The sequence below is a fragment of the Sporolactobacillus shoreae genome (genome assembly GCF_004684935.1).
Classification (GTDB): Bacteria; Bacillota; Bacilli; order Bacillales; family Sporolactobacillaceae; genus Sporolactobacillus; species Sporolactobacillus shoreae.
In genome coordinates, this window is the sequence record NZ_SRJD01000032.1 from 1 (window position 1) to 21,296 (window position 21,296).

Genomic DNA, 21,296 nt, shown 5'->3' on the forward strand with positions numbered 1-21,296 from the left:
TTGCCCACGTGTTACTCACCCATCCGCCGCTCACTTCCGGGAGCAAGCTCCCTTCTGTGCGCTCGACTTGCATGTATTAGGCACGCCGCCAGCGTTCGTCCTGAGCCAGGATCAAACTCTCCAAAAAATAGTGCATCGGAAACCGCAGCTTCCGTTTGTTTCTTCTTCGTTCATTCGATCCTCAGCAAAATTGAATTGACATAAGGGGTTTACCCTTTATATCACGCTTGGCTTTTGTTCAGTTTTCAAGGAACATTCCGTGTCGCTTCTTTCGTAACAGCAACTTTTAAATGATAACATGTTGTGTTTAAGAAGTCAACATCTTTTTTTCACAGCCGTTTTTGACGACAAGAAATATTATATGATTCTATCAGTCTCTTGTCAAGAATTAATTTTTCTCTGAAAAACACGGCAAGAGATATATTATCATCCTGCCGATTATTCGTCAACATTTATTTTTCCTAGACTCAGACTCCGGTCGTATATTTAATTAATATAAGCGCGGCAATACCAGGGAGACCAAGTAACCCGCTGACCGACACTGTCGCAAGATTAATGGGAATGTGCAGACTGAACGATTCACCGACGACATTCAGCAGAAAAAGAAGAAACACTCCAATCAGTAAACGCACCAACAGTTTGCCACCCCATCGCACAGGGTGAAATGAAGGCCCGAAAACAATCATAAAAAAGAATAGTATGAGCACTCCGGCAATCATAAACAGATAACCAGTCAAAGGAACAGACCCCCTTCTCCAAGACTTCTCTATAAAGCATATGGAGGCCCGTCCCGTTTAGAACGATCAGTTTCCTATATGAATTTTTTGCGCGCGAACTTCTTTTAGTAGAAACAGATACCTAGATTCTGCAAGTTTCAGCTGATACAGTACTTCTTCCGAAGGGTCGATGCTGGGTTCGATGACATCTCTTTTTGTCATCCAATCCTGTTTACAGCGCGACAGTGATTCCAGAAGTGAATCTGTCATTTCTTTCTTTAGCAAACCTTTTTTCCGTCCGAACATAGCAACCACCCTCCAGATTAACGCATCGGGTTTCCCATTAAATATCCGTTAAATTTCAGCCCGAATTAAAGTTCCCTTCGCCCTTCAAGAGCTTTTGACAAAGTCACCTCATCAGCATATTCAAGATCCCCGCCGACAGGAAGCCCATGAGCGATACGTGACGTTTTTACACCAATTGGTTTGACAAGACGGGAAATATACATCGCCGTTGCTTCCCCTTCCACCGTTGGATTGGTCGCAAGGATAATTTCCTTGATCGATTCATCCTCGAGACGACGGATCAGTTCGGCAATTTTGATATCTTCCGGTCCGATCCCGTCCATAGGTGAAATGACTCCGTGAAGCACATGATAGACGCCGTGATAGTCACGCATTTTTTCCAGTGCCACGACATCTTTTGGATCCTGGACAACACAGATTGTTGAGTGATCGCGGGACGAATCGTCGCAGATCTGGCAAGGGTCATGGTCGCTGATATTCTGACAGACAGAACAATACACCAGTTTCCTTTTGACATCCACCAGAGAACGTGCAAAGTCCATAACGTCTTCTTCATTCATTTCCACTGCGAAAAAGGCAAGCCTGACTGCTGTCTTAGGCCCGATTCCCGGAAGTTTCATAAAACTTTCAATCAATCTCGCAATGGGTTCAGGATATTGCATGGCAGAGCAGCCTCCTATAAAAGTGCTAAATAACCAGCAGCGGATTCCGCTATCCGATCATCGGGTTCACGGAATCCGCCGCTCATCAAATTTGTTTCGGGTACCGGAAAATTACATTCCTGGTAAATTCAATCCCTTTGTGAATTTTCCAAGTCTCTCATTAACCAGTTCATCTGTCTTCGTCAGCGCGTCATTCACGGCGGCAAGGATTAGGTCCTGGAGCATATCCACGTCCTCAGGATCAACCGCCTCGGGCTTGATGGCGATGTCGACAATTTGTTTGTGTCCGTTTGCTTTTACTGTGACTACTCCGCCGCCGGCAGTCCCTTCAACAAATTCGTCTTTTAGTTTTTCCTGCGCTTCCGCCATTTGCTTCTGCATTTTCTGCATCTGCCGCATCATGTTATTCATGTTTCCTCGCATCATATGAATCGCCTCCAAGGTTAATCTTTTATATCCAGTAAGTCAGTTCCAACCAGTTTCCTTGCTTCTTCAATCAATGGGTCTTCCTGCTGCTGATTTCCCGATTCTTTTTCCGGGGTTTTGGACCTTCGGATGTAATCTTTTTTCAGCTTTTCCCATGTTTCTTCAGGAACAGGATACATTGTTTTTTCCTTATGAAGGACATCCTGCAGAATGGACTGTACCATCTCTATAGTATGGCTTTTTGCATCCATGACCATCTCGCAGTGGATGCTATACTTAAAAGCCTGGATAAAGCCATCCGGAGAACTGGCCACCGGCTGGCTTTCGAGCAATTGAGCATTGGCGGCCACATCCTTTGCGCGAACCCTTGACATGACCTCCCCCCACGCGGAGCGGAGTTCAGTCAGTTCATCCTTTGTCGCTTCGTCAAGCACCCGGCTGATTTTCGCCATTGGCAGGCGGAGATTCCCACTTTTTACCGATCTGCGGATGCTGTTTTGGGCGGACGGTTGCTGCTGCACAGGCAGGTCTCCCTCGCCTGCGGCTGGCGCGGGACGTTCTTTCATTTGCTTTTCCAGCGCTTCGACCCTTTTTTCCAGCGGGTCGAGATTGGCGGCGGGCTGAGCGCCCTGCACAGCCTGCTCCGTCAACCGGCAAAGCCTGACGACAGCCATTTCCAGAAAAATTCGCGGATGGTTGGTACGCTTCATTTCCAAAAGAGCATCATTTAATTGCCAGATCACGTCATACAGCCGATCCGCCGGAATATTTTTCGATTGCTCCCGGAAACTGTCGTCGACATGCGGACGGCTCAGAATATCTTCCAGATCAGGCGAAGTCTGATAAAGCAACAGATCGCGATAGTAATAAATCAGCTGCTCAATTAATCGGAGCGGATCTTTGCCCTCGTCAAGCAGTGCCGAAGTGTTAGTGATCGCCGTCGCGGCGTCATGCGCGTCAAGAGCCTGAGTCAGTCCTCGGACCAGCTCGTCAGAAACCATGTCCGTCACATCAAGCACGTCCTGAACAGCCACTTTTCCTTCGCTGTACGCTACCGTCTGATCCAGTACACTAAGTGCGTCGCGCATACCGCCTTCGCTGGCCCTGGCAATTAACTGCAACGCTTCATCCTCTGCTTCAATATGCTGGTCGCTGACCACATATTTCAGACGCTCTGCAATGGCCGATGATGGGATGCGTCGAAAATCGAACTGCTGGCAGCGTGAAATAATGGTCAGTGGTATTTTCTGCGGTTCGGTTGTTGCCAGAATAAAGACAACATGTTCCGGTGGCTCTTCCAGTGTTTTCAGAAGCGCGTTAAACGCGCCTGTCGACAGCATGTGCACTTCATCAATAATGTACACTTTATAGCGCACTTCACTGGGCGCATATTTTACTTTATCACGTATCTCCCGGATCTCGTCGACTCCGTTATTTGACGCTGCGTCAATCTCAATCACATCGGCAATCGTGCCGTCTGTAATCCCGCGGCAAGCGGCGCATTCATTGCATGGCTCGGCGACAGGCGCGTGCTCACAGTTGATCGCCTTGGCCAGAATTTTCGCTGCACTGGTTTTTCCTGTCCCGCGCGGTCCGGTAAAGAGATAAGCGTGGGAAAATTGCTGCTTGATCAGAGCATTCTGCAGCGTCTGTGTAATATGCTGCTGTCCGGCGATGTCGTGAAAAGTCTGAGGCCGGTACACTCTGTACAGCGCCTGATAGGCCAAAATTCATCCCCCTTTACCGTAAAAAAGCAGGCTTTATCATTGCATAGATTCATTATAACGGTAACAGCCGGTGAAGTGAACTGTGGTTCCCCTTCTGCCTGTCAGTTAAAAATGTTTCTGCTGATGATTCCGTTCATAAAACAAGAGCTATCGAAAATTGTTTTCCGATAGCTCTTGAACTTTATTATTTTAACGCCGTGCACCTTTTGTCGATAAGGGCGCCATAAGCGCTTCTCAGATCGCCGGCTCAGCCCAGGTAACCCCGCGGCACACGAAAGGTCTCACTTACTGCTGCTTCCTTCCGGACCTGACAGGGTTCATGAGTTTCCGTTGCGCGGGACCCGGACGTCAACACCACGTGCCTGAGGCTGCCTCACATCGCACAAACCTCGAAAAGGAATTCAACCTCGCTGTAGCGGATTGCGAGTCACAGGGCACCGCTGCCTCCCCGTCTAGCACGGCTAATTTTATAACAAAATTAATGGCGGAGGCGAGAGGATTTGAACCCCCGCGGCGCCGAACGACGCCCTAACTGATTTCGAGTCAGTCCCCTTCAGCCACTTGGGTACGCCTCCACAGCCAAATTCCGTAACGGTGACTAGTTTAACATAAAACAATGGCCGATACAAGCTTGTATTAGATTCATCGTGGTAACGTTTACCCACCCATCTTCTTGTTGTCTCGCAGTTTTCTGAAAAAATTTGTCAGCAGCACGCCGCACTTTTCTTCCAGCACGCCGGCAGCGACATCGGCTCGGTGGTTGAAGCGATCGTCCTGAACCAGGTTCATCAAAGTTCCCGCGCAACCTGCCTTCGGATCCGGAGCGCCGTAAACCAGTCGGCCGATTCGCGATAACACAATGGCCCCCGCGCACATCGGGCAAGGTTCTAGTGTGACATACAGCGTACAGCCAGACAGGCGCCACGTTCCGAGTCTGCGGCTGGCTTCCTCAATGGCCATCAGTTCAGCGTGCGCAGTCGGTTCCTGCAGCGTTTCGCGCCTGTTAGAGCTCCGCGCGATAACCTCGCCGTCTTTTACAATCACTGCGCCGATCGGCACTTCACCGATGGCCTCCGCCTTTTTCGCTTCAGCAATCGCCAGTGTCATATATTTTTCATCGTCTGCTGCCATTTTTCGCCACCCCTTCAGATCCTGAGCAGAAGTATAGCGGATTATTTCCGGTTACACAAATTTCCCCGAAAAAAGCGGCACCCTGAATGGGTGCCGCTGGATTGCGTGTTATGCTTCAGATTGACGCTGGTTTAATTTTCATTAGACCAGTGAAGTTTATTGATTAGCGCGAAGAACAGACTCAATAGGACGCCGACAACTGTCGCCAGACCCATACCATTAAAAGGGACCAGACCGATATTGATCGTCGCGCCGCTGATTCCGGTCGCAAAAATCACTGTGCTCAAGATGATATTCTGCGATTTTGAAAAATCCACTTTGGACTCAACGAAAATCCGGAAACCGTTTGTCGCAATGACGCCGAAAAGAATCAGCGAAATGCCACCGACAACAGCCGGCGGAATCGTTGTGATCAGTGCAGACAATTTTCCAATAAATGAGAGGCAGACGGCGACCACTGCCGCCCCGCCGATAATCCATGTCGAGTAAACTTTTGTAATGGCCAGGACGCCAATATTTTCACCATACGTTGTATTCGGAGTTGAACCGACAAAGCCGGAGATTACGGTTGAAATACCATTTCCTAAAATCGAACGGTCAAGACCCGGCTCCTTCAGCAAATCCTTGCCGACAATATTGCTGGTAACGATCAAGTGGCCGATATGTTCGGCGATAACAACCAGAGCCGCAGGAACGATAACGGAAATGCTTGTCCAGTCGAATTCCGGTTTATAAAAAGTTGGCAGCGCGATCCAATGGGCCTCGGCAACCGGCGCAAAATTCACAAGCTTGGCGAATATGGCAATGATATAACCGGACACGATACCGATCAAAATCGGAATAATCTTGAAAAATCCACGGAACAGAACCCAGCCGAGAAGCGTGATCCCCGCTGTCAAAAGAGAAACGGTCAGTGTTGCTGCATTCGGTGTCCATTTCTGACCTGCCGCAGCAATCAGACCGGCACTCTGAGCCGCCGTCGGAATGAGCTGCAGCCCGATAATCGCCACGATTGAACCCATTGTGACAGGTGGGAAAACGACATCCAACCATTTCGTTCCGACCAGATGCACGATCAAAGAAACAAGGATAAACACCACACCGACAGCGATAAACCCGCCCAGTGCCGCACTGTAGCCGCTCTTTCCGATAACAAAAAGAACCGGAGCAATAAAAGCGAAACTGGATCCCAGATAAGCCGGTATTTTCCCCCGGCAGATCAGCAGATAAATCAATGTGCCGATTCCGTTCATCAGGAGGATCGTCGCCGGATCAACTTTAAAAATAAGCGGAACAAGAACCGTTGATCCGAACATAGCAAATAAGTGCTGGAAACTTAAAGGAATACTTTCAAGTAAAGGCAACCTTTCATTAACTTGTACAACGCGTTGCGCCACAAACATCTCCTCCAATTTATCATTCGTACCCCTATTCAGTATAACTGAATTGGGACAAGCCAGAAAGATGAAAAAAAACGCAAAAAAAGGAGAGTGCCCGCGCACTCTCCGATCTCTTAAAGAGCCATCAATGATTAATTTGCTCAGTTCTTCGACCCGATGCCGATGAACTGAAGAATATACATGAACAAGTTGATAAAGTCCAGATAAATCGAAACCACAATCATCGGAATATCCTCATCCGTGAATCCATGCACCGTCAGCCTGCTGAAATCAAACAGCGTGTAACCGACAAAAATCAGAATACCCATCCCGGAATAAATCATCATCGTCGTGCTTGAAAATGGGATAAAGATCCCGACAATCGGAATGATGACAAGGGCGATCAGCGCAAGAAACAGAAAATTGCCCAGAAATGTAAAGTCGCGCTTGCTGACCATCGCGAAAACGGCGATCGCACCAAAGGAAACAGTTGTGACCGTAAAAGCCTGCAACACTACTGTTGCGCCCAGGAGCCCGGTGTAATAGAACAAAGCTGAGTACATGACCATTCCGGAAATCAGCATGAAGGTATACATCATCAGATAACTGACTGCCCGGCGCTTCCTTACAGCCATCATGGCGAATATGAGAACAAGTTCAACAATCCAAAGTGGCAGTCTGAGAATGTCCGGCAAAAATTGACCCGCATAAACGCCCACAGCCGATGCAAGCAGTCCTGAAAAAAATGCGCCAAACAATTTAGAGTAGGGTTTTCTTAAAGCCCCGGTTGAAAAACTTTCCATAATCGACATCCCTTCTTAAGGCTTGTAATAATAATACGTTTGAAAAATCACTAAAGTTTCTCATCCACGAAATAATTTTTTATAGACCATTTCTCTTTTAATCTTATTAAAAGGCTTACATCCATTATACAATCTTAGTCCGAAAAATCAAAAATAATCTGAATAAGCCCGGATCGTCTGCAATGAAAAGAGCGGCCCGCTTACCACGGGTACCGCTCTTTCCGCCCTTTATCCGGTTCATTACTTTTGATGGTGCCTGGCGCTCACTTTCAGAATCTTGCCTGCCTGCGTCAGCTGCGTTTCGCCATTCACCTGGCTCTTCGTATACATCGCATGGGATTTCGCGATCGGATTAATCATTTCGCTGGTTAAATCCGGTTTCTTTTTCACTAGCTCATCCCTCCGCATGATCATGATTCTGATCTTTCCGCTGCTTCGTGTGTGCGGAAAACATGCGTTCACCGGGGTGGTCTTTAATCGATCCGTCGGCACGCTTCGACGCGTACTGTTCCTTTGCACCCGGCCATGTTTCTTCATCATCCCGCACGCTGAACGTTGTTCCCGGCTGATCCACCAAAGTAAAAACCTCCTTTTTCTAAAGGGTGTTTTTAGTATGTGTACCTTTCGGAAAAATATGAGGAAATGCTCTTCAGATTTGTGATGATGCGCGGCCCGGACCCCCCACTCTTTCCCGCAGCTGAACGGCAAGCAATGCGACAAAAACCGTCTTGATCACGTCGCCGGGAATAAAAACGGCATCCATCGCGAGAGCGCTCCACCAGGAAACATGCATCAGCGCGGCCTGCCACAAAGTCGCGATCGGGTACAGAACAACGATGCCGCCAGCTAAGCCGGCAACGATTAAAAGCCAAACCGGCGGCTTTTTGGAAAAGGACAAAATCAGTGAAATCACAAACGCTTCAGCAATCCATCCTAAAACAAAGCCACCGCTGACAGAACCGAAAATTGCGCCGACACCGCCATGTCCGCCGCCGAGAATCGGAGCTCCTGCGATCACCAGCAGGACAAACAGCACCATGCTGGAAGTCGCGGCCCGGATACCCAGGAACATGCCCGCCATCAGTACTCCGACATTCTGAAGTGTGATTGGAACCGGTGTGAACGGCAGTGGAATCGGCGGAAGGAAACCAAGCACGCCAAGGATCGCGGCAAATAAGGCTATTTCAACAAGCTCTTTTGTTTTCAAATTTTCTCTCCCCCTAGTTTGAATCAGTCAACGGTTCTAATTTTATTAAGAGAAGGAATATATGTCAACATAAAATAAAAAATGGTTAACATATATTAAGTGACAAATAAAAAACACCCGAAGCACAGTGCTCCGGATGTTTCATGAAACCCTTAAATCGATTATCACAGTTTTGTAATAATTTTATCAATAAAGCCGTATTCTTTAGCCTCTTCCGCCGTCAGAAAGTTATCACGGTCGGTATCTTGAATAATTTGTTCAGGCGTACGGTTTGAGGTATCGGAGAGAATCTTATTCAACTTTTCCCTTGTTTTTAAAATATGTTTCGCACTGATTTCAATATCGCTAGCCTGCCCCTGGGCGCCGCCAAGCGGTTGGTGAATCATCACTTCACCATTGGGGAGCGACAGACGCTTGCCCTTGGTCCCGGAAGTCAGGATGATAGACGCCATGGAAGCGGCCATACCGACACAAATTGTCTGGATGTCCGGTTTGATGAAATTCATCGTATCAAGAATAGCGAATCCCGCTGAAACCGATCCACCCGGGCTGTTGACGTAAATCGAAATATCTTTTTCCGGATCTTCAGACGCGAGAAAGAGCAGCTGGGCAACAATACTATTGGCCAGCTCATCGTTAATTTCCGATCCGAGAAAGATCACACGATCTTTCAGCAGACGTGAATAAATATCGTAGGACCGTTCTCCACGATTTGATTGTTCAATGACATAAGGTATAAAAAATGACATAAGTTTTCCTCCTGTACACGTTCTTTTTTATAATTGACCGATGTTTACGCCGCCATCCGGATACCATCCGCACGCCGGTAAGTGCGAACCATCTGAAGCGGCTGGACTTGCCTCCCGGATTCTTCCCAATAAAGCTGAAGCAGACGTGCCGGATCCCTGCTCTGAAAAGCATCCGCGTAACGCAGTGCCCGCTGATCTGCCTCCCGGGACACTTTCTTCATGCCGGCAGCTCGGAGCTTTTTTCTCGCCCGATGATAAATCACGCGGATATTTCCCTCCGTCTCTCCGGTATGTTCGGCCGCCTCGGCAGGGGCCATTGTCCAGCCGGCAAGCATCATAAATACTAAAGACTGTTTCGGCGTCAGACAACTGATCATCCGTTTTACGCCCTGTATCAGAGCATCCTCATTTATTCTGTCAGCTCTCGGGACAGCATGGTCTTCAAAGGAGTCCTTCACCGTCTCGTCAACGGAAGCTTTTCGGTGCCCGTCAATCCAGGCGCTGGAAATGATCCGGTAAAGATACGCTTTGGTAATCGGCCGGTCCGGCTTCTTTCTCCACGCGCCTATAAGCCTGATCATTGAAGTCTGAAATAAATCATCGCCGTCCCAGGACGAACCGGCGAGCGACACACAGTAACGGCGTATCAGCGCCATGTACGGCTTAAATCTTTCCTCAAAGCGGGAGTCACTTATCTGCTGCTGGGATTCCATAGACCGCCCTCCTTCACCCGGGTGTTCAAAGAAATAAACGAAAACCATTCCGGTTATGTTACAAAACAAAATTTTTTTTAAAATTTATGCTCTTGTACCCTCTATCATATACAAAAACCTTACCATAGCCAAGAAATTACAATTTTATAACGCATCCAGAATCCCATTCAGCTCATCCAGCTTCTGAATTTGATAAGTCGGATCCGGCAGCGTATCATTAGGCTTCATATCCGGGTTGAACCAGCAGGTGTCCAGTCCCGCCAGCTGCCCGCCTTTAATATCTGAGTTCAGAGAGTCTCCGACGATCAGCGCCTGTCTCGCTGAAAAATGGGGGATTCTTGCAAAGACATACTCAAAGTATTCCTTCATCGGTTTCTGAAAACCCGTGGCTTCCGAGACAAAAATATCTTTGAACAGCGGGAACAATCCCGAATCGCGAAGGCGTCTGTCCTGCGTCGCGGAAACGCCGTTTGTGACAACGAACAAGTCGTATTGATCTTTCAGATCCGTAATTAGTTCAATAGCGCCCTGCACCAGCTGATGCCCCTGATCAAGATAGTTGCGGTATTTTTTTTCAAGAACCACACCGTCAACCTCTTTGCCGTGCTCTTTAAATAAAAGTGAAAAACGGGTATTCACCACTTCATCGCGATCGATTCTCCCCGCTTCATACGCTTTCCACAGACCCTGATTAATTTTTTTATAATCCGCTTCGACTTCTCTGGTCAATGAAAAGTTCTGATCTTCAAACAAGCGGTGCAGTGCCGCATCTTCCGCCGCGTCAAAATCCAATAGCGTATTATCCACGTCAAAGAGCAAAGTCCGGTATTTTTTCAAAATCTGCCTCCAATTGAAATCTTGATCTTAAACTTTACGCCGCTCTTCTTTCACCGCTGAATTTAAAAATAATAACTCCGGCGATGATGACCAGTACACCCAGTATTTGTCTGAAAGTCAGCGGGACCTGAGTCAGGCCGAACCAGCCCAGAGAATCCCACAACAGAGCAAATAAAAGCTGTGAAGTCAGTACAATCGAAACAGCGTATGTCGGTCCAAGTCTTCGGATGCCCTGCACCAGGCAGATCACCACGCCCACGCCGATCAATCCGCTGAACCCATACCATGACTGCATATGGTGCAGAGCGAAGAGCCGACCTCCTTCAAAAGCGAGACCGATCATCAGCGATGCCAGAAAGCCAAGACCCAGAACCAGCACCGTCGTCGCCCATGATCCGGCGCGCTCACTGACTTTGCTGTTAAAAATATTTTGCATGCAGACCAGTGAACCGGCCATCAGTGCCATAATCAAGCCTAAAACCATTAAACTCCCTCCCCATATTATTCGTAAAGATTCCGCCCGGCAAGCGCACTTAATCCCTTTCTATCCCTGACAAGAATGCGCCCTTTCTTCCGCTCAATCAGGCCTTCCAAGCAGAGCTTTCGGATTACCCGGTTCAGATGCCTGTAGCTGGTGCCGATCAGGTTGGCCGCGTCGGTCAGGCTTGCGCTGTTCAGCCACCCTTTGAACTGATCATCAGACGCGTCAAAGGAAACAGATAAAATATAACTGGCCAGACGGACTTCCACCGGATACATCAGATTAAAACTCAGAGAATTGGACTTAATGTAAAATTTTCTTGCTATGATCTCAAGCAAAAACCGCAGAAATCCAGGATCATTGTCCGCATATTTTTTTAGCCAGTGGTCATCCACACCGATCATGCAAACCGACGACACCGCTTCAACAGTATTAATAAAATCACTGTCCCGTACGTATTCAATATCGCCAATGATCTCAAGAGGCATTTTAAAGGACAGGATCAGCGTCTTTCCTTCCGGTGACGTCGTATAGATTTTTACTTTTCCTTTAACAAGAACAAATAGATGCTGTGCGACATCCCCTTGACCGCAAATGGACTCACCTGGATCGAATTGGTACAGTGACATGTGCGGCACAATCTGATCATTGAAAACGGATTCGATCCGGAAAGCCGACAGATAAGCTTTCACTTGTTCATTATCCCTGATTTCTTTCATGAATGAGTCCTCTCCAGCCGGAACATCTAGAATCCAAGAATAGCTACTCCCGCAATCATCACAGCAATGCCGATAAACTGTGATCGATCCATTTTTTGTTTTGAAACACCGAACCAGCCATTGCTGTCGACTAAAAAAGTCAGGCCCAGCTGGGCAATAAGCAGAAAAGATATGGAAAGCGTGACTCCAATTTGATGTATCGCCGTGACATTACTGAAAATAATCACTGCCCCCAGAGCGCCGCCGCATAAATACAAAGGCCTGATCTGGCTGAACATTTTCCAATGACCGTCCCGGACAAGGATCAGGATAAAGAGAGCCGCGATAAATCCCGTGAACTGTGTCATCGCTGCCGTCTGCCAGGTACCGATATCCCGGCTGATCCGCGCGTTTGCGACACCCTGGAGTGTAATAAACCCTCCGGCTAAAAAAGCATACAAGCTCCCTTTCATTTTCTCCCCTCAATTCGCTTTTTCCTTTATTTTTATTAAACGGGTATCCGGATCACTGGAAAAGGACATATGTCCTAAATAATTTTAATGCTTTCTTGAAGTGAAAAAAAAAGACCTCCAAACTTAAAGAGGCCTCCGTAATGTATATTATGGCCCAGAGGGGGCTCGGACCATCAGTTTAAAAGTCAGGCAGTGCGCAACTGACTGGATCAGCCGGCTCCATTCAGGCCAGGCTATTCAGTGGCCCGCACAAGATCTCTCCGGATTTTCAACGCTTCAAACCAGGCCGGTTCCGTGCTTCTTGATCCCGGAACAGAGTCCGTGTCGGTATAAAAGCCGTGAAAATCGGAGCCTCCGGTTTGAATCAGATGATACTTATCGGCCAGATCCCGCGCTTTTTGCTCAGCCTGCTCATTGTTCAGAGGATGATGGACTTCAATCCCCTCCAGACCTGCGCGTACCCAGTCGGCGACCGCAGAAAAATTATCAAACTGGCCAGGGTGAGCAAGTACCGGAACGCCTCCCGCTTCCCTGATTGCCTGAATCGCGTCGGTCGCCTCAAGGTACCGGATGGGGACAAAAGCCACGCCTTTGGACTCCCCTCTGGAAAAAAGTTTTTTGTACAGATTTCCGTAAACAGAACTCGTGTACCCTTTCTTAATCAAAGCGTGCATAATATGCTGCTTGTATACACCTGTTCCCGCTTCCGCAAGTTTGGAAACCTCTTCCCACTCAATTTCGTAACCTGCCTGAATTAATTTTTCAACCATCTCCCGCGAGGCAGCCTGTCGCGCTTCCCTGAGCGGACGGCAAAGCTTTTCCAGAGCCGGATGACCGGGTTTCACAAATAAACCGAGGATATGCGCGCGCCTGTCGCGAAGAAAATCATAGGCTGAGATTTCGATGCCTGGAATAATGTCCAGACCCTTGCTTTTCCCTAAATTCATTGCCTGATGGAGTCCGATTGTTGTGTCATGATCGGTGATCGCCAAATGATCGACATGATTTCTTTGAGCAATGTGAAGGACTTCTTCAATGGAAAATGAGTTATCCGATACATTGGTATGGCAGTGCAGATCGATGGTCATTTTCTCAACTCCGTTCTAAAGCTAATCCCGTGCTTCTGAAAGCCCAGGTTTTCATAAAACGCGTGCGCGCCCGTCCTTTTTATATCACTGGAAAGCATGAGTTTGTAACAACCGTTATCTCTTGCGCGCTGCATGGCGTCATCCATCATTTCCCGCCCGATACCAGAATGGCGTGCATCCGGCGCAACAACGACATTCTCAACAATAGCGATCTTCAACCCGCCATGTCCAAAATTGTCAAGAATGATCAGTGTGTAGGTGCCGACAATCCTCTCTTCCAAACAAACGCAATAAGTTTTATAAAAGGGATACCGGCTGATTTTATCATACAGCAGCCGCGCCTCCTCTTCGGGCATCATATGCTGGTCATCCAGCTCACATAAAAGATGAAGATAGTCGCCGATTTCTTCCTGTTTCAATTCACGAGTGAGGGCCATAGCCGGTCACACCTCCTTCAAAACCCCGGATTCGAGCTTATAGTTATGGTCAACGACGGAGTCCATAAAATCCAAATCGTGAAAAATTCCGATCATCGTTGTCCCGTTCTGTTTCAGTTCGTTGATCCGCTCTCTGACTGTTTCCTTCGACGCCTGATCAAGGGAAGCTGTCGGTTCGTCAAGGAGCAGCAGCTTCGATTGCCTGACCATCGCCCGTGCCAGATTCAGCCGTAATTTTTCGCCGCCGCTGAACGTTCTGGGAAAGGTGTCCCAGAGCATTTCAGGAATGATGAAATGATCGAGCATTTCCTCTGCTTTCTTTTTCGCAGAAGATACGGTTTCCCCCAGTTCGAGCAGCGATTCCATCACAAATTCCAGCGCCGTGACCCGTGGCATGATATTTAGGAACTGCGATACATAGCTGATTTCTTTTTCCCTGATCACGATGATTTTTCTTTCATCCGCGCTAGCAAGATCAATGGCTCCGAATTGCTGGGACGCGTAGAAAATATGTCCTCCCGTAGGCAGATACGTTCTGTAAAGGCACTTCAAAATGGTTGACTTTCCCGCCCCGCTCTTACCTGTAATGCCCAGAAATTCACCCTTTCGGACTGAGAAACTGATGTGGTCGCACCCCACAATCCTCTTCTGTCCAGTTTGGTGCATCGTAAAAACCTTTTGCAGTTGATCCACCCGAAGCATCTCATTCATATAATCACCTTCCTTCATGAACTAATTTCAGAAAGGAATCGACATCGCACAATTCATGAAAATGATCTTCCAGTTCGCTGCGATCCCAGTTCCACCACTGACTTTTCAGAAGCGCCTCAATGACAGGTTCAGGAAACCGAAGACGCAAAGGCTTCGCGGGAACACCGACGGCAATTGTATAGGGTTCGATATCCTTTGTCACTACAGATCCGGCGCCAATCACCGCGCCGGTTCCGATCGTGACCCCGGGCATGATGGTCGCCGAGTGACCGATCCAAACATCATTGCCGATCGTGACTCTATGGCTCCTCCGCCAGTTAAAAATCGTTTCATCATCGGTGTCCGCGAACTGATATCTGATCCTCCGGTACGTCAGATGATGTTGCGTCACCCGCCACATTGGATGATTGCCGGGATTGATCCGGACATGAGAAGCAATCGAACAGAATCTGCCTATGGTTGAATAAATAATCGTCGCGTCTCCATCCGTGTAGCTATAATCACCGAATTCTGTTTCTTCTATTTTTGTATTCGGCCCTATGTCAGTCCAGCTGCCCAAGCGGCAGTTGATCACCGTTGCGCTTGGATCGATGGTTGGCTGTTCACTCAGCAGCCTGTGTTCTGTCATATTCATCACCTATTCCGCGAAAGTATCCACATGCTCCGGATCCAGATAACTTAATTCGCAGATTTTTTTACCGTCCACAATTACAGTCTGCAGAACCGGTTTCTGCCCGCTTTCAGCAACGATCAGCAAATCTGCTTTTTTTCCGGTTTCGATTGAACCAAGAATGTGATTGAGTTTCATTGCCCTGGCCGGATTTAAGGTCACCATATTGACCGCATGCGGAAGCGTCATGCCCAACTCATAGTGAAGTTCAAAGACCGCGTGGAGAAGGGAAGACGGGTAATAATCCGAGCACATCATATCGACCAGCCCTTCACGAACCGCCTCTCTTGCCGACAGGTTGTTGCTGTGCGATTTCCCAAGCAGAAGATTGGGCGCACCCATGACCACAAACAGCCCCATATCCTTCGCACTTCTGGCAACCTCAAGCGTGATCGGAAACTCACTGATTGACGCCTTCCAGCCGTGAATGATCTCAAGCTTCTCCAAAGTATCGTCGTCATGGGAGGCAACAGGGATTCCCTTTCGGAACGCCAGATAAGCGAGCTCCCTGATCGTTTCCGGATCCAGCTTGGCCTGATGCATCGTTTCCCGGATGATCTCATCGGCCTCTTGTTCCGAATAGTGCCGAAGTCCGACAAGCAGACGCCTCTGTACTTCAAGGTCCCGGTATTGGCCCTGACCAGGCGTATGATCGGTCAGGGACAGTTCATCAATCTTTCCTTCCCTGATCAGGCCGGCAACCTGACCTGCCGCATCCACATTTGCGATCTCGTAGCGAAGATGCGTCTTATGCCTGATCAAGTGGCTTCCCTTAGCCAGCCGGTTGATGTCATCGATCAGTTCAAAGACCGTTTCGTTTTGTCTCGGCCACCGGACTGTATTGCGTTTCATCAGAGAAACAGCGTGAAAGATTGTCGTAATTCCCTCACTTGCGAGCTTCTTTTCCAATTCAAAAAAAGAAAGATCAATCGGAAATTTGCTTGTCGGCCTCGGCTCCATTTCAATTTCAATCGCATCACTGTGCGAATCAATGATCCCGGGCATCACCCAGCTGCCCTTAGCGTCGATGTCGCCGGGCTCAATCCTGTCCGGTTCTTTTCGATCGATCGCCGTAATGGCTCCATCTTCAACAGTCAGCGTCCCCTGTTCGATAATCTGGTCAGGTGTGACAATTTTTCCATGATAGATTTTCATCTTCTGCACCTCACAACAAAGATTGGACGAGTAATTGAGTATAGGGATGATGCGGATCTTCAAGAATCTGATCAGTCAGTCCGCTTTCCACGAACCGACCCTGTTTCATGACAATGGTCCGGTCGCTGAGCATGCGGATGACGCCCAGATCGTGAGACACGACGATCATCGCAGTGTGGCTTTCACGCTGAATCCTGCGAATCAAATCCAGAACGCGTGCCTGAACCGATAAATCCAGGCCCGTCGTTACCTCATCCAGCAAGAGGATCGACGGATTATTGGCCAGCGCTTTAGAGATCTGAACCCTCTGCTGCATCCCGCCGCTGAAATGGACCGGCTTCTCATCCATTCGGGTCAGAGGAATCTCAACATGATCAAGAAGCTTGGAAGCGCGCTGACGGATCTGATGAACATTGAAATTACCGGCGGCAATCAATTTCTCTGCAATATTTCCCCCACTTGAAAAATCCATCTTCAGGCCCAGCCAGGGGTTCTGATAAACCATGCCCATCAGATAATTTTTTATATAGCGTTTCTGCTGGGCGGATTCTGTAAAAATATTAGCCTTACCCTCTTTAAAACTCGCGATCTCTCCGGTTCCGGAAGTTACGGGTGCATCAAAATATAGGCTTCTGACCAAAGTGCTTTTCCCCGATCCGCTTTCGCCGACAATCCCGAGAATCTCACCTTCATACAGGTCAAAGCTGACGTGAATGCAGGCCCAGACGCTTCCACAGTAGGGGCAGCGATTGCTCAAACCGGGCAAGTCTTCAGGTTTCCGGCAATGGACACATCCCCTTCCGAATCTTTTGTTCAGATCACGAACGTTGAGAATCGGTCGATCAGTCAGGTCACTCATCTGAATGTCTCCCTTCCTGCCTTTTCCGGCAGTTTCCAGTATCGGAACACTGGTAAACTTTCTCCCCTGTTCTCTCGTCATAGATCTCGTCCAGAAAAGTGTCCCTGCTGCCGCAAAGCCGGCACGCACATCCTTCAAAATGTTCCGTCTCAAAAGGGTAATCTTCAAAAGCCAGCGGTGTCACGTCAGTATAAGGCGGGATGGCATATATTTTCTTTTCCCGGCCTGCTCCGAACAGATAGAGTCCTGCCGCCCGATTTAGTTTCGGCAGGTCAAACCGGGGAATCGGGCTTGGATTAAAAATATAGCGATGGTTTGCCATTGCAGGATAATCAGGACCAATCGTGATTTTTCCCCATCTAACGATGTCTTCGTACAGCCGCAGCCAGATGCTGCTGTAATCCATTTCCGCGTGGAGGCGTTTTGTTTCTTTTTCCCGGGGTTCAACGCGGCGCAACGGCTCAGGTTCCGGAACCTGAAGCACAAGAATCTGATCCTTGCGAAGCGGTACCTCCGGGATCCGGTGCCTCGTCTGAATGATTGTTGCCTGTTCGGAATCTGTTGTCGTCGTGATCCGTGTACACGTCTGAACCAGTTTCTTGATGCTCACAGCGTTGACACTATCGTCGTGGCCCTGATCGATCACCTTCAGGCAGTCGCCGTCACCGATCAGCGAGAGGGTCAGCTGCAATCCTCCGGTACCCCAGCCGCGGCCGATCGGTAATTCCCGGGAAGCGAAGGGAACTTGGTAGCCCGGAATGGCTACGGCCTTTAACGCCGCGCGCCGAATTTCGCGTTTCGATCCCTCATCCAGAAATGCGTAGTTATATGTTTGCAAGAGCTGAAAATCCACGCCGTCACACCTCCTGTCCTTTGAAATCTCGCGTCTCATTCTTCTTTTTTTCCACAGATATTTTTTGGGACTGGCGGAGAACGTCTAATTTGGACTGGAACGTAATATAATGGGGCAGCTTCAGATGTGAAACAAAACCATTCGCTTCGACGCTGTCAATATGCAGGAGAACAAATTCTTCATCCTGTGTCGGGCTCTTCCCTTTTGTTTCCAGGCTCTGTTCCAGAATCGCCATAGCAATGGCTTTCGTTTCATTCTGCCCGAAGACCAGACCATAGCCCAGACGGAAAGTGATTGCCCCGTCATCATTCAGAGTGAAAGAATTAATCGTTTCCACTTCTGTAAGCATCATTTCACCGATATACAAACTTTCTTTTTCATCATAAGGGTAAGCGATCGCCACCTCGGCATAACCGACACGCAGTTCACCGATTGTCGGGTGCACCGCGCCGTAACCGCGTAGGCTGCTGTAGGCCAGTGCCGTCATCGCGCCAGTCTCGCCCCGAGACAGTGCCTGAAGCCGCGCCGATCGTGAGGCGGGAAACGTGAGCTTCTGACGGGTCATATCAAAGGGCTCTTGTTCCTGTGGATCCGGATTGCCGACCAGCCCCTGTGCCCTCAAAAGATCGGTTACTTTCTGAAATGTAAGTTTTTCAGACTTATGTTTCGGGTCTATAGAAAGACGATCCAGGATCTGATTCAACGCATCCCGGTGATCTTCATCCCGCAAATCAAAATTCAGGAGACGGTGCGTATAATCATAAGTCGGTCCGAGAATTTGCCCACCCGGGATATCTTTGAATGATGATGAAATCCGGCGGATCACGCGCATTTTTTCAGGCTTAATCGTTTCCGAGTAGTAATTTCTCGCCAGAGTGGATCGATAGGCCCTCAGCAAAAATGCGGCCTCGGCCGGATCTCCTTCAGCCTGCTTCACGGCAATCGCTGCGTACTCCGGCGCATACAAACCACCCTCGCCCATGACCCGGTTGATTAGCTGCCGCATTTGGTGCTCAATATCTTCGACTTTCAGAGAACGGTCCGAATCTTTCAGACGATACCACTGGGTCAGACTATTGGCGGTCTCAATCGCCGCCTGTCCTCCTGTAACGGCAACATAGCCCATTACAATCCCTCACTTTCAACCAGAGTAGTCCGTGGCAAAGCGGCCATCTTCCCGGTCGCAGAAATCAATATGAAATCACAGCCGATCGGATACTCCTCATTGATCTGCCGCCGCTTTCTGAACCACTCAGGATCCATTCCGGCAATCGAGAGCTCTTTTTTCTCTTGGATACCGGGTCCCCGGAGTCTGAGCGCAAGCGGCAGATCCGCTTGATCTGAAAGATCGTCAACACACAGAATCAAGGTCGCGCTCTGATCAGGATTCTGAAGCGTGCCTACCCGGATCACGTCCATCATTTCATCAATTTCCACGGGATCAACCCGCAGATCAATAAAAAGATAATCTGCCTGATTCATCTCTCCCTGCCGGCTTCTCATCCTCCATTCGATGAAACGTACGGCGTCTTCCTTTTTCTGAGAAAGGAGATGGAAAGTGACTTCGCGGTCAAGTAGTGTAGCGGCCATCATGAATACTCTCGGTGAACACGGCAAATCCGCGTCGATTTTTTGAATGTACTGTAATACTGAATTTATTTTTCCCGGTCGCGCCATACAGTCGAGCAGCTGCCGGTATATCATTTGTGTATCCCGCACTTCATCAAAATGGGACAAATTAGTGTTGATCATGGAATTCCCCCATCGTGTCAAAATTGACTCTTGATTCAGATACTCTGGCGCTTTCCATATTCTGTCGCTCGACAAGGCGTGCTTCCTCAGTGATGAGCAGTGCCTCCCACTCTTTAACGATCGGCAGTCCCACGTTAAAGGCTGCATCAATGACCGCCATCCGGTAGGCGCGCTCCGGCTGCTCTCCGATGACAACACCGATGCCAAATGTGTTGCTGATCGATACCGTACATTCAGTGACAAGCGCCTCCCCCATGTAAAAAGGCTGTGTCGACACTGAATCTTTCGCCTTCATCATCACAAGAGAGGTTTGGGGCGCTCTCTCAACCCGGATCTCCGCCAGTGTTTCCGCCTGACCCGAAATCTTTTTCAGCAGCGACAGGTCACTAGTGACGAGAATTTTACTTAAGCGCCGTTTACTCATCTCAGTCATTGAGCAAAACCTTCTTTCCTTTTATCTCGTCTGCACTTGAACTATATCTTGTTGATAAGTGCCAAAAGTTAACTATTTGTAAAGTTACCGTTAATTTACCTATCAATTTTTCGTTTTTCGAACCGTAAATAAAAATCCGACTGTGTCAACGAACAGCCGGATGAACTGAAGGCCTGACGTCAGGCCCTGATTTTATCTTTTATTTTTACTGACCCGTACTCCAGGATCATCGCGACAATCAGTATAAAGTAAGCGATGGCACCCATCTCGTGAAGATTATAATAATACGAACTGTCCATAAACATATCGTAGCCGATCCCGCCCGCACCGGCAGCGGCTCCCATCGCGACGGCGACACCGAAATTGACTTCAAAGCGGATAAACGTCCAGGAAATCATGGATGTCAGGGAAGACGGAATCACCGCCTGCCAGACGATCTGCCACCAGCTTGCTCCGCACCCCTCTAGCGCTTCAATCGTCCCCCGATCCATTTCTTCAAACGACTCGGAATAAGCTTTTGTCAGATAACTGATGGAGTGAAAAGACATGCCGATAACCGCGGCAACGCTTCCGAGGCCCGCGGACACCGCAAAAATCAACACCCATAAAACGGTCGGCACCGCCCGGATGATCGCGACAAGCTCCTTGACAATGTTGGATGTCATCCGGTTCGACAAATTTTTAGCGGCGAAAAGGCTCAGGAAAAGGGCAATGACCGCTCCGAGCAGCGTCGTCAGTATACCTAGAGACAGTGTGATCAGCAGTTCGCCGATTGCCCCCTGAAAAGTCACATGGGCGAACGCGGGCTGAATGAATATAACCTTGAAATTAGATAATGTAGCTGCCACACCTTTGAAAAAATTCACTCCCTGATAGTTGAACGTCAGAAAGCCAAGAAGGGTCAGCAAAGCCAGCATCAGTATGGTCATTCGAATAACAAGAGCAGACCGGGTCAATAATTTTATTCTGATCCGTTTCGCAGTAAACGGATCCCGGCCTGTCAGCGCAGGGCCTGCCGTTCTGATCATTT

Annotated in this window: 28 protein-coding genes, 1 tRNA gene, 1 rRNA gene and 1 other RNA gene; all 31 read right to left on the reverse strand. The window is 48.6% G+C overall.

The features are described from left to right. Positions 1-127, reverse strand: a 16S ribosomal RNA gene (locus tag E4665_RS16775); the annotation flags it as partial. Between the two features lie 340 nt (positions 128-467). Then, positions 468-719: a pro-sigmaK processing inhibitor BofA family protein gene (locus tag E4665_RS16780; RefSeq protein WP_167815238.1), complete on the reverse strand. Its 252-nt coding sequence runs from the start codon at positions 717-719 to the stop codon at positions 468-470. Between the two features lie 84 nt (positions 720-803). After that, positions 804-1,022, reverse strand: coding sequence for a YaaL family protein (locus E4665_RS16785; RefSeq protein ID WP_135349959.1), 219 nt, complete (start codon positions 1,020-1,022; stop codon positions 804-806). A 65-nt stretch (positions 1,023-1,087) separates the two neighbouring features. Beyond that, positions 1,088-1,684, reverse strand: coding sequence for a recombination mediator RecR (gene recR, locus E4665_RS16790; protein WP_135349960.1), 597 nt, complete (start codon positions 1,682-1,684; stop codon positions 1,088-1,090). A gap of 111 nt (positions 1,685-1,795) precedes the next feature. Then, positions 1,796-2,110, reverse strand: coding sequence for a YbaB/EbfC family nucleoid-associated protein (locus E4665_RS16795; RefSeq protein WP_135349961.1), 315 nt, complete (start codon positions 2,108-2,110; stop codon positions 1,796-1,798). 17 nt (positions 2,111-2,127) lie between these two features. Beyond that, entirely contained in the window at positions 2,128-3,837 is a 1,710-nt protein-coding gene (gene dnaX, locus E4665_RS16800; protein WP_135349962.1) for a DNA polymerase III subunit gamma/tau, read from the reverse strand. Between the two features lie 195 nt (positions 3,838-4,032). Further along, positions 4,033-4,298, reverse strand: an RNA gene (gene ffs / locus E4665_RS16805) — signal recognition particle sRNA large type. A 21-nt stretch (positions 4,299-4,319) separates the two neighbouring features. Next, positions 4,320-4,412, reverse strand: a tRNA-Ser gene (locus E4665_RS16810). An 82-nt stretch (positions 4,413-4,494) separates the two neighbouring features. Then, on the reverse strand, positions 4,495-4,968 hold the full coding sequence (tadA, locus tag E4665_RS16815) for a tRNA adenosine(34) deaminase TadA (protein WP_135349963.1): 474 nt from the start codon (positions 4,966-4,968) through the stop codon (positions 4,495-4,497). A 131-nt stretch (positions 4,969-5,099) separates the two neighbouring features. Continuing rightward, positions 5,100-6,365 (reverse strand): uracil permease, encoded by a 1,266-nt coding sequence (gene uraA, locus E4665_RS16820; RefSeq protein ID WP_135349964.1) that lies wholly within the window; start codon positions 6,363-6,365, stop codon positions 5,100-5,102. A 143-nt stretch (positions 6,366-6,508) separates the two neighbouring features. Further along, complete coding sequence (locus tag E4665_RS16825) at positions 6,509-7,150, reverse strand: Bax inhibitor-1/YccA family protein (RefSeq protein ID WP_135349965.1); 642 nt, start codon at positions 7,148-7,150, stop codon at positions 6,509-6,511. Positions 7,151-7,390: 240 nt separating this feature from the next. Beyond that, on the reverse strand, positions 7,391-7,540 hold the full coding sequence (locus E4665_RS18250; protein ID WP_167815236.1) for a YpzG family protein: 150 nt from the start codon (positions 7,538-7,540) through the stop codon (positions 7,391-7,393). Positions 7,541-7,544: 4 nt separating this feature from the next. Then, positions 7,545-7,724, reverse strand: coding sequence for a small acid-soluble spore protein K (gene sspK / locus E4665_RS16830; protein WP_135349990.1), 180 nt, complete (start codon positions 7,722-7,724; stop codon positions 7,545-7,547). Positions 7,725-7,799: 75 nt separating this feature from the next. Beyond that, a complete protein-coding gene (locus E4665_RS16835) occupies positions 7,800-8,357 on the reverse strand; it encodes a biotin transporter BioY (RefSeq protein ID WP_135349966.1) in 558 nt (185 codons plus the stop codon). Between the two features lie 164 nt (positions 8,358-8,521). Next, positions 8,522-9,106: an ATP-dependent Clp endopeptidase proteolytic subunit ClpP gene (gene clpP / locus E4665_RS16840; protein WP_135349967.1), complete on the reverse strand. Its 585-nt coding sequence runs from the start codon at positions 9,104-9,106 to the stop codon at positions 8,522-8,524. Positions 9,107-9,150: 44 nt separating this feature from the next. Further along, positions 9,151-9,819, reverse strand: a complete 669-nt coding sequence (locus E4665_RS16845; protein WP_167815237.1) for an RNA polymerase sigma factor — start codon at positions 9,817-9,819, stop codon at positions 9,151-9,153. A gap of 144 nt (positions 9,820-9,963) precedes the next feature. After that, positions 9,964-10,656, reverse strand: coding sequence for a YjjG family noncanonical pyrimidine nucleotidase (locus E4665_RS16850; protein ID WP_135349969.1), 693 nt, complete (start codon positions 10,654-10,656; stop codon positions 9,964-9,966). 34 nt (positions 10,657-10,690) lie between these two features. Continuing rightward, the gene (locus tag E4665_RS16855; RefSeq protein ID WP_135349970.1) at positions 10,691-11,140 is read right to left on the reverse strand and encodes a DMT family transporter; all 450 of its coding nucleotides are present in this window, start codon (positions 11,138-11,140) and stop codon (positions 10,691-10,693) included. Between the two features lie 17 nt (positions 11,141-11,157). Beyond that, entirely contained in the window at positions 11,158-11,856 is a 699-nt protein-coding gene (locus E4665_RS16860) for a Crp/Fnr family transcriptional regulator (RefSeq protein WP_135349971.1), read from the reverse strand. A 26-nt stretch (positions 11,857-11,882) separates the two neighbouring features. Then, positions 11,883-12,308, reverse strand: coding sequence for a DMT family transporter (locus E4665_RS16865; protein ID WP_135349972.1), 426 nt, complete (start codon positions 12,306-12,308; stop codon positions 11,883-11,885). Between the two features lie 233 nt (positions 12,309-12,541). Then, entirely contained in the window at positions 12,542-13,396 is an 855-nt protein-coding gene (locus E4665_RS16870) for a PHP domain-containing protein (protein WP_135349973.1), read from the reverse strand. Further along, the gene (locus E4665_RS16875; protein WP_135349974.1) at positions 13,393-13,833 is read right to left on the reverse strand and encodes a GNAT family N-acetyltransferase; all 441 of its coding nucleotides are present in this window, start codon (positions 13,831-13,833) and stop codon (positions 13,393-13,395) included. Before E4665_RS16875 ends, E4665_RS16870 begins: the two co-directional genes overlap by 4 nt. A 6-nt stretch (positions 13,834-13,839) precedes the next feature. Further along, the gene (phnL, locus tag E4665_RS16880) at positions 13,840-14,544 is read right to left on the reverse strand and encodes a phosphonate C-P lyase system protein PhnL (protein ID WP_135349975.1); all 705 of its coding nucleotides are present in this window, start codon (positions 14,542-14,544) and stop codon (positions 13,840-13,842) included. Between the two features lie 4 nt (positions 14,545-14,548). Beyond that, positions 14,549-15,172 (reverse strand): DapH/DapD/GlmU-related protein, encoded by a 624-nt coding sequence (locus tag E4665_RS16885; RefSeq protein ID WP_241654943.1) that lies wholly within the window; start codon positions 15,170-15,172, stop codon positions 14,549-14,551. A 9-nt stretch (positions 15,173-15,181) separates the two neighbouring features. Then, entirely contained in the window at positions 15,182-16,369 is a 1,188-nt protein-coding gene (gene phnM, locus E4665_RS16890) for a phosphonate metabolism protein PhnM (RefSeq protein WP_135349977.1), read from the reverse strand. A 10-nt stretch (positions 16,370-16,379) separates the two neighbouring features. Then, complete coding sequence (locus E4665_RS16895) at positions 16,380-17,228, reverse strand: ATP-binding cassette domain-containing protein (protein ID WP_135349978.1); 849 nt, start codon at positions 17,226-17,228, stop codon at positions 16,380-16,382. Continuing rightward, positions 17,221-18,081 (reverse strand): alpha-D-ribose 1-methylphosphonate 5-phosphate C-P-lyase PhnJ, encoded by an 861-nt coding sequence (locus tag E4665_RS16900; RefSeq protein ID WP_241654944.1) that lies wholly within the window; start codon positions 18,079-18,081, stop codon positions 17,221-17,223. The genes E4665_RS16895 and E4665_RS16900 overlap by 8 nt, the downstream gene beginning before the upstream one ends. Positions 18,082-18,085: 4 nt before the next feature. Beyond that, on the reverse strand, positions 18,086-19,207 hold the full coding sequence (locus E4665_RS16905; protein ID WP_135349980.1) for a carbon-phosphorus lyase complex subunit PhnI: 1,122 nt from the start codon (positions 19,205-19,207) through the stop codon (positions 18,086-18,088). Then, positions 19,207-19,833 carry a phosphonate C-P lyase system protein PhnH gene (phnH, locus tag E4665_RS16910; protein ID WP_135349981.1) on the reverse strand — a complete coding sequence of 209 codons (627 nt, stop codon included), beginning with the start codon at positions 19,831-19,833 and terminating at the stop codon, positions 19,207-19,209. The genes E4665_RS16905 and phnH overlap by 1 nt, the downstream gene beginning before the upstream one ends. Beyond that, positions 19,820-20,266 carry a phosphonate C-P lyase system protein PhnG gene (gene phnG, locus E4665_RS16915; protein ID WP_135349982.1) on the reverse strand — a complete coding sequence of 149 codons (447 nt, stop codon included), beginning with the start codon at positions 20,264-20,266 and terminating at the stop codon, positions 19,820-19,822. Before phnG ends, phnH begins: the two co-directional genes overlap by 14 nt. A 179-nt stretch (positions 20,267-20,445) precedes the next feature. Beyond that, on the reverse strand, positions 20,446-21,294 hold the full coding sequence (locus tag E4665_RS16920) for a PhnE/PtxC family ABC transporter permease (protein WP_135349991.1): 849 nt from the start codon (positions 21,292-21,294) through the stop codon (positions 20,446-20,448). Positions 21,295-21,296 lie beyond the last annotated feature (2 nt).